Source organism: Streptomyces sp. S6, from assembly GCF_054880855.1.
In genome coordinates, this window is the sequence record NZ_JBTYMC010000181.1 from 1 (window position 1) to 13,604 (window position 13,604).

The 13,604-nt window shown below is 70.1% G+C and carries 10 protein-coding genes, 1 tRNA gene and 1 pseudogene; 8 read left to right on the forward strand and 4 right to left on the reverse strand.

Annotated elements, in window-relative coordinates:
- Positions 1-574: 574 nt before the first annotated feature.
- Positions 575-1,153, reverse strand: coding sequence for a TetR/AcrR family transcriptional regulator (locus ACVNF4_RS22965; RefSeq protein WP_461804756.1), 579 nt, complete (start codon positions 1,151-1,153; stop codon positions 575-577).
- A 120-nt stretch (positions 1,154-1,273) separates the two neighbouring features.
- Between ACVNF4_RS22965 and ACVNF4_RS22970 the strand changes: the two genes are divergently transcribed.
- Positions 1,274-2,695, forward strand: coding sequence for an MFS transporter (locus ACVNF4_RS22970; protein ID WP_461804757.1), 1,422 nt, complete (start codon positions 1,274-1,276; stop codon positions 2,693-2,695).
- 44 nt (positions 2,696-2,739) lie between these two features.
- Positions 2,740-2,813: transfer RNA gene (locus ACVNF4_RS22975), tRNA-Pro, on the forward strand.
- Positions 2,814-2,892: 79 nt separating this feature from the next.
- Here ACVNF4_RS22975 and ACVNF4_RS22980 read toward each other — a convergent pair.
- Positions 2,893-3,681 (reverse strand): FadR/GntR family transcriptional regulator, encoded by a 789-nt coding sequence (locus ACVNF4_RS22980; RefSeq protein WP_461804758.1) that lies wholly within the window; start codon positions 3,679-3,681, stop codon positions 2,893-2,895.
- A 374-nt stretch (positions 3,682-4,055) separates the two neighbouring features.
- Here ACVNF4_RS22980 and ACVNF4_RS22985 point away from each other — a divergent pair, with 374 nt between their 5' ends.
- The 6 genes from ACVNF4_RS22985 to ACVNF4_RS23010 all read left to right on the forward strand — a co-directional run bounded on the left by ACVNF4_RS22985 (position 4,056) and on the right by ACVNF4_RS23010 (position 10,488).
- A complete protein-coding gene (locus ACVNF4_RS22985; RefSeq protein WP_461804759.1) occupies positions 4,056-5,417 on the forward strand; it encodes an ABC transporter substrate-binding protein in 1,362 nt (453 codons plus the stop codon).
- Positions 5,414-6,316 (forward strand): carbohydrate ABC transporter permease, encoded by a 903-nt coding sequence (locus ACVNF4_RS22990; RefSeq protein ID WP_461804760.1) that lies wholly within the window; start codon positions 5,414-5,416, stop codon positions 6,314-6,316. The genes ACVNF4_RS22985 and ACVNF4_RS22990 overlap by 4 nt, the downstream gene beginning before the upstream one ends.
- 61 nt (positions 6,317-6,377) lie before the next feature.
- Complete coding sequence (locus tag ACVNF4_RS22995; protein WP_461804765.1) at positions 6,378-7,268, forward strand: carbohydrate ABC transporter permease; 891 nt, start codon at positions 6,378-6,380, stop codon at positions 7,266-7,268.
- A gap of 51 nt (positions 7,269-7,319) precedes the next feature.
- Positions 7,320-9,281, forward strand: coding sequence for a hypothetical protein (locus ACVNF4_RS23000; RefSeq protein WP_461804761.1), 1,962 nt, complete (start codon positions 7,320-7,322; stop codon positions 9,279-9,281).
- The gene (locus ACVNF4_RS23005) at positions 9,278-9,622 is read left to right on the forward strand and encodes an L-rhamnose mutarotase (RefSeq protein ID WP_461804762.1); all 345 of its coding nucleotides are present in this window, start codon (positions 9,278-9,280) and stop codon (positions 9,620-9,622) included. The genes ACVNF4_RS23000 and ACVNF4_RS23005 overlap by 4 nt, the downstream gene beginning before the upstream one ends.
- Positions 9,619-10,488 carry an amidohydrolase family protein gene (locus tag ACVNF4_RS23010; protein ID WP_461804763.1) on the forward strand — a complete coding sequence of 290 codons (870 nt, stop codon included), beginning with the start codon at positions 9,619-9,621 and terminating at the stop codon, positions 10,486-10,488. The genes ACVNF4_RS23005 and ACVNF4_RS23010 overlap by 4 nt, the downstream gene beginning before the upstream one ends.
- Positions 10,489-10,498: 10 nt before the next feature.
- On the opposite strand, the gene ACVNF4_RS23015 is transcribed toward ACVNF4_RS23010, so the two are convergent.
- The gene (locus ACVNF4_RS23015) at positions 10,499-13,165 is read right to left on the reverse strand and encodes an RICIN domain-containing protein (RefSeq protein ID WP_461804764.1); all 2,667 of its coding nucleotides are present in this window, start codon (positions 13,163-13,165) and stop codon (positions 10,499-10,501) included.
- 313 nt (positions 13,166-13,478) lie between these two features.
- Positions 13,479-13,604, reverse strand: a pseudogene (locus tag ACVNF4_RS23020) (acyl-CoA dehydrogenase C-terminal domain-containing protein); the annotation flags it as partial.

Genomic DNA, 13,604 nt, shown 5'->3' on the forward strand with positions numbered 1-13,604 from the left:
CCACGGCCGCCGTCGCCGAGGTCGAGGACGCCGAGGGCGCCGGACCGGGCGAGCGCGAGGGCGAGTCCGGCGTCCGGCACGCCGAACGGGGTGATTCCGATGACCAGGTCCTCGGGGCGCACAGCGGGCGTCATGTCTCTCCAGAATCAAATGCGACAAGGAGGAGGAAACTGCACGGTGGGGGTGCGGGGACAGCGGAAAACGGCAGGGCCGGACAACGGTTTCCCCGGCCGTGCCGATCGGGCAGGGCGCACCAGGGAAACACCGGTCTGTCTTTTGACGCGCGTGTGGGAAACGCTGGAAACGTAGTGCGGTTATTACTCGCGGGTCAATAACCGCGCGGGCTGTCGTTCCGATTCGGTCAGACGCAGGTCAGGGGGCAGCAGGGCGGAAATCGGGCCAATCGTGGTGCGGGCAGGCGCCGTTCACCCGGGGCTCACGTCACCGAAACACGGGGGGTGGCGGGAAATGCGTTCGGATGGCCGCGCATGTCCGAAAAGGAACGCGGAATCGCCCCGACGGCCGGCCGCCGGGGAAAATTCCTTGTTTCGATCTTGGGGTGACCAGGAAAGGGTCAGGGGGTCTTGCGGACTCCGTCGAGAGCGATGCCGAGAACGCGGTCGCGCTGCGCGTCGTCCGGGAAATGGGTGGCGGTGACGCCCGCGACCAGGCGCAGCAGATCCGCGAACTCCATGTCGGCGCGCGCCTCGCCCGCCTCCTGGGCGCGGGTGAACAGCGGGCCGCCCGCGGCGTAGAGGGACTCGCGGCAGGCGTCGAAGATCTCGGAGTCGTCCTCCAGTGCTTCGCGCACCGCGCGCTTGGTGACCATGTAGGCGGTGAAGCTCTCCAGCCATGTCGCCACCGCAGGCCACGGGGGGAGGCCGGACGCCTCGACGGCCGCCTCGCACAGTGCGTTGACCTCGTCGGCGTAGACGCTCTCGAACAGGGCGCGGCGGGTGGGGAAGTTGCGGTACAGGGTGCCGATGCCGACGCCCGCGCGGCGCGCGATGTCCTCCAGGGACGCCTCGGCGCCGTTCTCCGCGAACGCCTCGCGCGCGGCGGCGAGCAGGGCGTCGTAGTTGCGGGCGGCGTCCTTCCGGTGCGGGCGCTGGGCGGCGACGATCGCGGTGATCGGGAACGGGTGGGCGGACACGGTGGCCTCCCTGGGCCGAAAGAGTGAAGCGGAGGTCGACCTCCGGAATCGCTTGAAGTGGAGGTAGCCCTCCGCTAGTGTGGAGGGGTGCCTCCACTTTACCATTCGAGAGGTCCTCTCATGCCTCGCTCGTCCTCCCGTCTCACCTTCGCGGTCCTCGCGACAGGCGCGGGCGTGTTCGCCATGCTCCAGTCGCTCATCGCCCCGGCCCTGCCCACGATCCAGCACGCCCTGCACACCTCGCAGTCGACGGCGACCTGGGTGATGACCGCCTACCTGCTCTCCGCGTCCGTGTTCACCCCGATCCTCGGCCGCGTCGGCGACCTCGTCGGCAGGAAACGCACGCTGGTCGCCGTCCTGGGCGCCGTCCTCGTGGGCTGCCTGCTCGCCGCGCTCGCCCCGGACATCGGCGTACTCATCCTCGCCCGGGTGATCCAGGGCGCCGGCGGCGCGCTCTTCCCGCTCTCCTTCGGCATCATCCGCGACGAGTTCGCCGCGCAGGACGTCCCCGGCCGCATCAGCGCCCTGTCCGCCGTCATCGCCGCCGGCGGCGGCGTCGGCATGGTCGCCGCCGGGCCGATCGTCTCCGCCCTCGACTACCGGTGGCTGTTCTGGATACCCGTCGCCATCGTCGCGGGCGCCGCCCTGATCGCCGCGCGGTACGTCCCCGAGTCGGCCGACCGGGCCTCCGGCACGGTGAGCTGGCTCGGCGCGGTGCTGCTGTCCGGATGGCTCGTCGCCCTGCTGCTGCCGCTCAGCCAGGCGGGCGTCTGGGGCTGGGGTTCGGCCCGGGTGCTCGGCCTGTTCGGCCTCGCCGCCGTGCTCGCCGCCGCCTGGCTGTACGCCGAGTCCCGCTCCGCGAGCCCCCTGATCGACCTGCGCATCATGCGGCTGCCCGCCGTGTGGACGACCAACCTCGCCGCCCTGCTGTTCGGCGCCGGCATGTACGCGATCTGGTCCTTCCTCCCCGGTTTCGTCCAGACCCCCGTGAGCGCCGGGTACGGCTTCGGCGCCGGTGTCACCGCGTCGGGGCTGCTCATGGTGCCGATGCTGGTCGCCATGTTCGTCTCCGGCATGCTCAGCGGACGGCTCGCCCCGCGCGTCGGCTCCAAGGCGCTGCTCGTCACCGGCTCCGGGCTCGGCGCGCTCGCCCTCGGCTTCCTGACGCTGTGGCACGACGCGCGCTGGCAGGTCGCCCTCGTCGCCGGCGTGTTCGGCCTCGGCATCGGCCTCGCGTTCGCCTCCATGGCCAACCTGATCGTCGCCAGCGTCCCGCCGGCCCAGACCGGCGCGGCCACCGGCATGAACGCCAACATCCGCACCATCGGCGGCTCCATCGGCGCCGCCGTCACCGGCGTCCTCGTCACCGGCCGCCTCCAGCCCTCCGGCCTGCCCTACGGCAGCGGCTACACCCACGGGTTCACCCTGCTCACCCTCCTGTGCCTGGCCGCCGCCCTCGCGGCCCTCCTCGTCCCCGCCCGTCGCCCCGCCGTCCCCGTCCCCGACCCCGCCCCGGTCAAGGCACCCGCTCCTGTGCGGTAAGGTTTACCTGCGTGTTCACGCGGTCACCGGCCGCGCGAACGCTGCGGGACGTGGCGCAGCTTGGTAGCGCACTTGACTGGGGGTCAAGGGGTCGCAGGTTCAAATCCTGTCGTCCCGACTGAAGAAGTCGGAGCAAGGGGCTCTGCCGGAGAGATCCGGCAGAGCCCCTTGTCCGTGGAGGGGACCGGCCGGAGCCGTCAGCCGAACAGGCGGCGCTGGATCTCGCGCCGGTAGTCCTCCAGCGTCCGGTCGAGGTGCGCGGCGGTGGCCTCGGCCGCCTCGTCGGGACGGCCGTCGCGGATGGCCCGGTAGATCAGCTCGTGCTCCTCGACGGCGGACGCGGTGTTCTCGCCGAGACGGTCGTGGATCCCGATCGCGCTGGACTGCCGTTGCAGCCGGCGCGCGTCCCGCACGGCGCTGACGAGGAACGTGTTGTGCGAGGCCGCCGCGACGGCCATGTGGAAGTCCTCGTCCGCCTGGTTGAACACCTCGACCTGGCCATGGGTGAACCCGTGCCGGCACTGCTGCACGGCCACCTCGACGGTCCGCAGCTCGGCGGGCGTGGCACGGGTGGCGGCCAGACTGCTCGCGGCCATCTCCTGGACCCGGCGGAACTCGAACAGCATCAGCACGTGATCGAGGTCGACGGGACGGAAGAAGCCGCCCCAGCGGCTGGTGACGAGCATGCCCTCGTCGTCCGCGACGAACAGCCCGCGCCCCTTGTGGGCCCGGACCCGGCCGAGCGCCGAAAGGATCTTCACCGCCTCCCGCACCACTGCCCGGCTGGTGTCGAGACGCTGCGCCAGGTCGTTCTCCGTGGGCAGCCGGTCGCCCGCCACCAGCCGGGACTCGGCGATGAATTCGAGGATCCGCTCCGCCACGACCTCGTACCCGGGCCGGTACTCCCCCCGCGCCTGCCCGCCGTTCACCGCCGGCGCGGGCACCTGCGTCGGCGGGGCCGCCTGGGCCGCGGGCGTGTCGTTCATCTGTCCTGCCTCCTGGCTGACGCGACGGAGCGGCTGACCGCTCTGGAGCCGGGCTCATCGTAGCCCAGGCTCCGATTAGTCGTACTCATCATGCAGGCAGATCCTCGCCATGAGGGAGGAGCGGCATGGTCATTTACGGTGGTGAAGCGGATATTTAGCGCTCCTCCTCGGCGCCGTCGCCCGCAATCCACCGGCAATAGTGCTGCACAAGCCCTTGACTATCCCCTCGATGGGGCGGCTAATTTCTTCGGCGACGGCAAGCGGCACGGCCGTCCACGGTCACCGGCGCCCGGCCTCCACGGCCTGGCGTCGCCTCGTCCTCGCCCCACCCGCCGATCCGCCCGGGGCGCCCTGTGAAACCAGTGGAGTCGCACATGACCGTCAGCAAGCTCTCGCCCCGCAGAGAGAAGTCGTCCGGCAGGAGGCACGCGGCGCTGCTGGCCGGCTGCGTGGCCGCCGCACTGACCCTGACCGCCTGCGGCGGCGGAGGCACCGAGCGCACCACGAACAAGGACGGCTTCGCCCAAGTCCCCCAGAAGGACGGCACGTTGACCGTCTGGGTGGACGCGACCCGGGTCCAGGCCGCGAAGCTGTACCAGAAGCAGCACCCCGACGTGAAGCTGGACATCGTCACCTACGACGGCGACGCCAACGGCTCCAACTACCTCCAGACCAAGGTGCAGCTCTTCAACCGCACCAAAAAAGGCTGGCCGGACGTCGTGTTCAGCTCCCAGAACAACGAGGTGACCTGGGCGGTCCAGGCCGGTTTCGCCGCCCCCCTCGACAAGGGCCTCGTCCCCGCCGCCACCCTCCAGGGGTTCGCGAACGGCGCCAACGACGTCTGCAAGGTCGACGGCACCCTCCACTGCCTGCGCAACGACCTCTCCCAGGCGGTGCTCTGGTACGACGCCCCGCTGCTGAAGAAGTTCGGCTACCAGGTCCCCACGACCTGGGAGGAGTACCAGCAGCTCGGCGAGAAGGTCGCCAAGGAGCACCCCGGCTACCTCGTGGGCGACGCCGGCGACTCCTTCACCCCCGAGATCTACCTGTGGGCGGGCAAGTGCGGCGCCAACCACATCACCGGCCCCAAAGCCGTCTCGGTGAACACCACCAGCGAGGCCTGCACGAAGATGGCCGGCCTCCTCGACACCCTGATCAAGAACAGGTCCATGTCCGTCAGCGGGGTCTTCAGCACCGACTTCGGCAAGAACCGGGCCGACAAGATCCTGATGATGCCCGGCCCGGCCTGGTACGGCGGCGCCGTGTTCAAGGACACCCTCAAGATCCCGGCGGGACGGATCGCGGTGGCCCCCATCCCGCAGTGGAAGGGCGAGACCTCCCCCTCCACCGGCAACGTCGGCGGCGGCACCTGGCTGCTGTCCCAGCACTCCGCACACCTCAAGGCCGCCACCGACTTCCTGACCTGGGTCACCACCGACAGCGCCTACCAGGGCAAGGTGGCACCGGGCTTCCCCGCCTACGCCCCGGCGGCCGAGACCTGGCTGAAGGGACAGGGCGCCTCCGGCTACTACGCCAGTGACCTGAGCGCCCTCAAGAACGCCTCCACCCAGGTCTGGCCCGACTGGGGCTCGGGCCAGTTCAGCCAGGAGGCGATCTGGGCCGCCACCGTCAAACCCGGCCTGACCCAGGGCAAGACCATCGTCTCGATGCTCCCGGCCTGGCAGGACTCCATCGTCAAGTACGCCAAGTCCAACGGATACCAGGTCTCCCAGTGACCCTCACCCAGCCCTCGGCCCGGCGCTCCCGGGGCACCGCCCGGCAGAGCCGGGCCGGCCTGGCCTTCGTCGCCGCCTACGTGGTCCTGCTGATCGCCTTCGGCGTACTGCCGACCGGCTACGCGGTCTACTTCGCCTTCACCGACGCCGGGGGAAAGATCACCGGCTTCGACAACTTCGTCACCACCGCCCAGGACTTCCGCTTCGCGGACGCCGCCCTGCACGTCGCCCTCTACCTCCTCTTCTGGCTGGCGTCCCTCGTGGTGTTCGTGGTGGCGCTCGCGCTGATGCTGCACCGCCTGGCCTCGGGGCCGCTCGGCAAGGCGCTGCGCTTCCTCTACTACATCCCGGGAGCGCTCGCCGGCGCCGCGAGCGTACTGGTGTGGCTGTTCATGCTCGACCCGACGGTGAGCCCCGTCAGTTCACTGCTCGGCGTGCTCGGGTTCGACACCTTCGGCGAGGTGATCGCCCCCGGCAACCTCCCCCTGCTGTTCACGGTCGTCGCGTTCTGGACCGGCGCGGGCGGCTGGATCGTCGTCATGTACGGCGCGCTCAACAACATCCCCACGGACGTGATGGAGGCCGCGCGCATCGACGGCGCGGGCGCCTGGCAGACCGCCTGGCACGTACAGATCCCGATGCTCCGCAAGTGGATCGTGTACATGGTGATCCTGGCGTTCGCGGGCGGCGCCCAGCTCTTCGTCGAACCGCAGCTGCTGTCCCTCGCGAGCGTGGGAGTGGCCGGCCGCGACTACTCGCTCAACCAGCTGACGTACGACTTCGCGTTCCAGATGAACGACGTCAACGGCGCCGCCGCCGTCTCGGTGGAGCTCCTCGTGGTCAGCGTGTCGGTCGCCGCCGTCTTCGTCGCACGGTCGGGGTTCTTCGATGCCGACTGAAACCCCGGCGCCGACCGCCCCCGCGTCGGCCGTCGCCACCGCGAACCCGGAACGGGAAACCATGAGCCGATCCCGACGACGGCTGCCGGTACGGCAGTTGCCCTCCCGGCTGCTCGCCGGATCCGTCCTGGCGGCCTTCCTCGTCTTCTTCGTGCTGCCGGTGCTGTGGCTCGTCCTCGCGGCGACCAAGACCGACCGGCAACTCGTCCACGGCAACCCGCTGTCCTTCGGCTCCTTCGGCGCGCTCAAGGACAACTGGGACGCGCTCACCGCGTTCCAGGACAACGCCGTCACCCAGTGGCTCGGCAACTCCGCGCTGTATGCGGCGGTCTCCCTCGTCATCACCCTCGCCGTCGCCGTCCCCGCCGGATACGCCCTGGCCATGACCGAGTTCCGCGGCAGACGCGCCCTGCTGATCGCGACCCTCGTCGTGATGCTCATGCCGAACGCCACACTGGTGGTGCCGCTGTTCCTGGAACTCAACGCGGTCCAGCTGATCGGCACGATGTGGTCGATCGTCCTGCCGTACGCGTTCTACCCCTTCGGCGTGTACCTGACCTACATCTACTTCACCACCGCCGTCCCGAAGGACCTCCTCGCCGCCGCCCGCATCGACGGCTGCTCGGAGCTGCGCGTCTTCTGGCACATCGCGCTGCCGCTGGCGACCCCCGTCGTCGCGCTCGTCGGCTTCTTCAGCTTCGTCGCCAACTGGACCAACTACTTCCTGCCCTACGTCATGCTCCCCGAGAGCAGCCAGATGCCCATCCAGGTCGGCGTCGCGAACCTGCTCAGCAACGTGCCGTCCTTCAACCCGGCCGTCGGCGACCTCGCGATCGAACGCCCGCAGCTCGCCCTGGCGACGCTCCTCGCCGTGACCCCCGTACTGATCGTCTTCCTCTTCGCCCAGCGCTTCCTGGTCAGCGGGATGCTCGCCGGCGCCACCAAGGAATAGGCGCCACCGGCGAACAGCCGGCCCGCCGTCCCCTCCGAACGGAGATCCCTCATGCCCCACAGCTCCGCCGGCCGCCCGGTCCCCGCACCCGAGATCGAGGCGACCGTGCCGCTGCTCCAGCCGCCCGGCTGGGCCGTGGCCCAGCGGTCCCTGTTCGACCTCCTCGACCACGCCTGGCGGCGCTTCGCCCGCGACTTCACCGGCCCCGACGGACGCCTCACCTACTTTGGCCCGCTCACCACCCGCGACGGCGTGGACGACTTCTACGAGGTGTTCTTCAACTGGCCCCAGCTCTACCTCCTCGGCGGCGCCGACGACCTGCTGTCCGCAAGCGAGCGGCACTGGGAGGGAGTTACCCACCAGCTCACCGAACTGGGCATGCTGAAGGGCGAGTTCGAGCGCGGCTACGACTGGTTCCACCAGGGCGAGAGCCTGCTGCTGCTCTACTTCCTGTGCATGGCCGCCCCCGACCGCTGGCGTGAACGCGCCCTGCGCTTCGCCGAGTTGTACGTCGACCCGGCCCACGGCAACTACGACCCCGAGCACCGGATCATCACCCGCCCGCACAACGGCAGCGACCCCGACCGCACCGGCCTGTTCGACGGCGACGTCTACCCCTGGCTCCAGAAGGAGGCCGACACCTACGGCTACCCCCTGGAGTGGATCCCCGAAGCCGGCGACGGCAAAGGCCCGTTCCCCCTGGACGCCGATCCCCGCCTCGGCGCGCAGATGCGGGACCGGACGGGCGTCGGCGACACCGCCGTCAACCTCGCCGCGGCCGGGCTGGTCCTCAACGCCTGGATCCTGACCCGCGAGGAGCGCTACCGCGACTGGATCACCGAGTACGTCGGCGCCTGGCGGGAGCGCACCGAGACGAACGGCGGCCTCCTCCCGGACAACGCCGGCCCCGACGGCGTCGTCGGCAGCCTGCTGGAGGGCCGCTGGTACGGCGGCCACTACGGCTGGTCCTGGCCGCACGGCTGGCACAGCGTGGGGCACGCGGCCTGCGTGGCGGCGCTCGCCGCGGCGACGGTCACCGGGGACGACGGCCACCTCGGCCTCGTCACGACCACCCTCGACACCCTCATCGGGCACGCGAAGGTGATGCCGTACACCGAGGCGGACTCCAGCCTCCCCTCCAAGTGGGCCGTCGAACTCGGCCCCGACGAGAGCCACTTGCCCACGCCGCATCTGCCGTTCCGGCACAACGACTCGGGCTGGTTCGACTACAACCCGGCGACCGCGCCCGTCCCGGTGGCGCTGTGGCACCACACGGGCTCCGGCGCCGACCGGGTCCGGCTGGAGCGGCTGCGCGAGGCCGACGGCATCGACTGGCGCACCGTGCGGCCGTTCCGTGCGAAGGAGGAGTCCGGGCACGAGAAGGCGTGGTTCGCGTTCCTCGCGGGCGACGACCCCGGCTACCCCGAGCGGATCCTCGCCACCGCACAGGCCCAGGTCCGCCACCGGCTGCGGCGCATCGACCGCTACCGAGGCCTCGACGTGCCCGAGGCCGACATCCACGTGTGGCAGCAGTGCAACCCCGTCGCCACCGAGGCCCTCGTCCAGCTCACCTGGGGCGGCCCGCAGGTGCTGTACAACGGCGGACTGCAACAGGCCCGGCTGCGCTACCACGACACGGACGCCCGCCGGGCCGGGCTGCCGCCGGACGTCGCCGCGCTCGTCACCTCCATCGACCCGGAGGCGACCACCGTCGAACTCGTCAACCTCGCCCCCGAGACCGCGCGCACGGTGACCGTCCAGGCCGGCGCGTTCGCCGAGCACGACATCACCGCCGTCCGGTACACGGTCTGCGCGGACGACGGCTGGATCGGGGACATGTACGACTACGGGCACACCGAGCCCGCCGTCACCGAGGCCGAACAGGCGGGCGACGGCGCCTTCCTGACGGTCCGTCTGCCTGCGTCCACCCGGATCCGGCTCACCCTGCGGCTGCGGCTGCGCGCCCATGTCCCCAGCTACCGGACGCCGTTCGACTCCGAGGAGAGCGCGTGACGAGACGCATCGCCCAGACGATCCGGCTCCGGCCCGAGCGCCGCGAGGAGTACCTCGCACTCCACGCGGCCGTGTGGCCCGGCGTCGAGGCCGCCCTGCACCGGGCGAACGTACGGGAGTTCAGTATCTTCCTCCACGGCGACGTGCTGTTCGCCTACCTGGAGTACCACGGCGACGACTTCGAGGCGGACATGGCGACGCTCGAAGCCGACCCGGAGACGCGGGAGTGGTGGAAGCTCACGGATCCTTGCCAGGAGCCGTGGCCAGACCGGGGCGAGGGGCGGCAGTGGACGGAGATCCCCGAGGTCTGGCACCTGAGCCCGCCAGCAGAGCCGCGGTGAGCCCCGCAGCCCTGCTGGTCGACGCCCACCACCATCTGTGGGACCTCGCCCTGCGTCCGCAGCCCTGGCTCGACGACCCGGCCCTCGCGGTGATCCGCCGCACCTTCACCCCGGACGACCTGCGGGCCGTCGCGGGCCGCCGTCTGCGGTGCACGGTGGCCGTCCAGTGCATGCCGGACGTGCCCGAGACGCGGGACCTGCTCGCGCTCGCCGAGCGGGAGCCGCTGATCGGGGCCGTCGTCGGCTGGGCCGACCTGACGTCCCCGGCGATCGGGGACGTCCTCGACCGGTTGCTCGCCGGTCCGGGCGGCGGGTACCTGCGGTCGCTGCGGCATCTCGTCCAGGGCGAGACGGACCCGGCCTGGCTCCAACGCCCGGACGTCGAGCGGGGGTTGGCGGCGGTCCGGGACCGGGGGCTCGGGTACGACGTCCTCGTCCGCAGCCACCAGCTCGACCAGGCGGTCCGGCTCGCCGAACGGTTCCCGGAGCTGCCGCAGGTGCTCGACCACGCCGGCAAGCCGCCGATCGCTTCCCGTGAACTGGGCGACTGGGAGCGCCGGTTGCGGCGGCTCGCCGGGCATCCGCAGGTGGTGTGCAAGGTGTCGGGGCTCATCACCGAGGCGGACCACGGGAGTTGGGCCACCGCCGACATCCGTCCCGTGTGGGACGTCCTCCTCTCGGCCTTCGGCCCGGACCGTCTGATGTTCGGCTCGGACTGGCCGGTGGCGAACCTCGCGGGCGGGTGGAGCCGGTGGGCGGCCACGGTGGACGAACTCCTCGACGACTGCTCCGGCGCCGAGAGTTCGGCGATCCTCGCGGGGACCGCGACCACGTTCTACCGCCTCACCTCGCCTCCCGCTGTGTGAGCTCACCTCGTCACTGGATCGTCCACACCTGGTGGGAGTGGTTCAGCGGCATCCACTGCTCGACGGCGGCCCCGTTCGCCGTCGAGCCGTCCTTCACCTGGAGGATCTGCCGGTTCGCGAAGTTGCGGACGAGGTAGCCGCCGGCGGTCTGCTCGAAGTACCAGAGCTGGTTGTTGCCGCCGGCGTAGGTGTACTGCTGGAGCGTCGTCCCCCGCCACGGGCTGCCGCCGTTGATGTCGAGGACCTTGCCGCTGTTGCGGTTGACGATCCGGTAGAGCTGCCCGCTGACGGGGACGATGCTCCACTGCTGGTTGGCGCCACCGGTGGCCGGCCACTGGACGACGCTCGCGCCGTCGGCGCCGGACCATCCGCTGACGTCCATGACCTGACCGCTGTCGGCGTTCTTGAACGTGTAGTACGCCGACGGGTCGACGGCGGGCTGCCCGGTCGCGGCCTTCAGCGCTCCGCCGGCCTGCTGCACGCTGAAGTCCGTGATGAAGAAGTACGCGCCGTCGGTCTTGGCGACCCGCACGTAGCGGAACTTCTGGCGGACGTCGATGTTGCCCGTGAGTGTCGAGGCGAACGGCAGGGTGTCGGTCTGCCGTCCGACCACGGTGTAGGTGCCGAAGGACGGGTCGTTCGAGGCGCGGACCTCGAAGTTGCCGCGGGTCGCGGACTGGTCGAGGTCCTGGCGGGTCGTCAGCGCGAACTGTCCGAGCTGGTAGGCCTGTCCGAGGTCGACCTGCCACCACGCCGAGGAGTCGCTCCCGGTCGGCGACCAGCCGGTCGAGGCGTCATTGTCGACGGCGTTCCCGGCCGACCAGCCGGAGCCGTAGACCGACGACGAGGTCGCCGCCCTGCCGTGGGCGAGGTTCAGTTTCGCCGCGAGTCCCTGGTAGGCGGGTTCGAGGCCGGACGCCTTGATCACCGCGTCGCCGGACGTCGTGTTGCCGGTGACGGTGACGTGGGAGCCGTTGCGGTTCTGGTTGACGAACCCGTCGGTCCGCGACAGCACGTTGTTCGAGACGGTCATGTTGTCCGACCCCTCGTCCAGGTAGATGCCGTGCACGGGGGAGCCGCACGCGGACGGCGAACGGACCACGTCGTGGATGTAGTTGCCGCCGACGACCGTGCCCGGGTCGTTCGAGAGGTGGTAGATGCCGGCGGAGTCGCACAGCCGGTTCATCACGTTGCCGATCCGGTTGGAGCTGACGCTGTTGTTCCCCTCGGCGTTGGCCTCCAGCTGCCAGCCCCAGCCCAGCGATATCCCGGCCCACGGGGCGTCGGAGATGTCGTTGTGGTCGATGACCGTGCTGTTGACGAACCCCGCGTTGACGGCCGCGGTGCCGGGATAGTCCTCACCGGTCCGGGTGATCAGGTTGTTCTTGACGGTGACGTTCTTGACCACCTCCCGGACGTCCTCCCCGGCCGGCGAGGCGGGCGGGTTGTAGACGGTGTGGAACTCCACGTCCGGGTCGGAGAACTTGCCCACCATGATCCCGTTGCCGGAGATGTCGTGGACCAGGTTCCCGGTGACGGCGCTGTCGTGCACGCCGTGGTGCAGGTCGAGGGCGGTGGAGCCGAGTTGCGTGAAGGTGTTGCCGGTGAAGGAGAGGCGGTCGGCGTTCGACGCCTGGACGCCGGCCGGCGGACGGCCGACGTACTGCCTGTTGGAGTTGTCGGCGGAGAGGTTGTAGTTGCCGCCCTGGCCGTTGAGGTAGCCGTTGACGCTGGGGTCCCGCCAGGTGGTCCGGGTGAAGGTGAGCCCGGAGAAGCGCAGGTCGTGCGCGGGGCTGTCGAGGTTCGTGCCCTTGACGTCGAACAAGGTCTCCACGACGGGTGCCTGCACGTCGACCGTGGACATGTCCTCGCCCGGGCGGGGCTTGTAGTAGACGGTCTGGGCGGCTCTGTCGACGTAGAACTCGCCCGGCTCGTTCAGGAATTCGTGGGCGTTCTCGAAGTGCAGGGGGGAGCCGTCGGACAGTTGCGGCCACGGGCGCTGGAAGATGATGCCCGCCTCACGGTCCTGGATCGACACGTTCGCGGTGCCGCCGCCGGAGCTGATCGACTTCAGCCGCAGGTAGCTCTCGCCCCACTGCGTCTCCAGCATCATCTCGACCTGGTCGAGATGGTTCCAGTCGGAGACCTGCGAACCGAGCACCTTCAGCAGCTTGTCGGTCTTGTCGCTGCTTCTGAGCTGGAAGTCCGAGCCGATGTCGGGGAAGCGGGCCCGGGTCGCGCGGACCCCGCCCACGTACAGCTGCCGGAAGTCGAGCGAGCCGACGGACGCCTTGTACTCGCCGTTCGAGGCGGCCGTCCAGCCGGTGATCGCCTTGCCGCCGGTGATCACCGGCGTCTCGCCGCTGTACGCCTGGTAGACGACCTTGTGGCCGTTCGTGCCCGAGTCGGCGGTGCCGAAGGTGACCGGGGCGGTGAGGGGGTAGGTGCCGCCGCGCAGGTTCACGACGATGTCGTCGGACATGTTCGCGTTGACGGCCCGGACGGCGTTCCTGGCGGCCTGGATCGTCTTGAACGCCGTGGCGGTGCCCGTTCCCGGGTTGGTGTCACTGCCGCCGACCGGGTCGACGTAGAAGTTCGTCGTCGCCGCGTAAGCGGGCTGGGCGGGCAGAGCTGCCGCTGCCGCGAGGACGACGGCTGCCGCAGTGAGCGCTCTCACCGGCCTCGCTCCTTTGCGAAGGGGTCTCATGAGTTGCATTTATCGAGGTAAGGGAGTGGAGAGGTCAAGATGATAGGCAGACCTATTTTTTCGACGAGGTAACGTCGGTGATACGTATTTCGACGAGTTGTCGCAGGTAGTGGGCTTGAGGAGGGAAGTTCGTCGAGTTGGACCCGCTCAATGAGTAGTACTCATTCTGAATGGCTGTGTCGCCACCCTCTTGCACTGGACGTGGTGGTTCGGTCACCCTTGGCTATCCTGTCGGGTGTTCGCGACGCGCCCCGCGGGAGGCCGAGTTGACCGGTGCCGTGCCGGAGCTGTCCGAGGTGGAGGCGGTCTCCAGCTTCTCGGTGGCGACGGCGGCACCCTTGAGGAGGAGGTAGCCGACGATGACGTCACCGGACGCCATCAGCAGGCGAGTCGTGTTGAGGCCCACCTT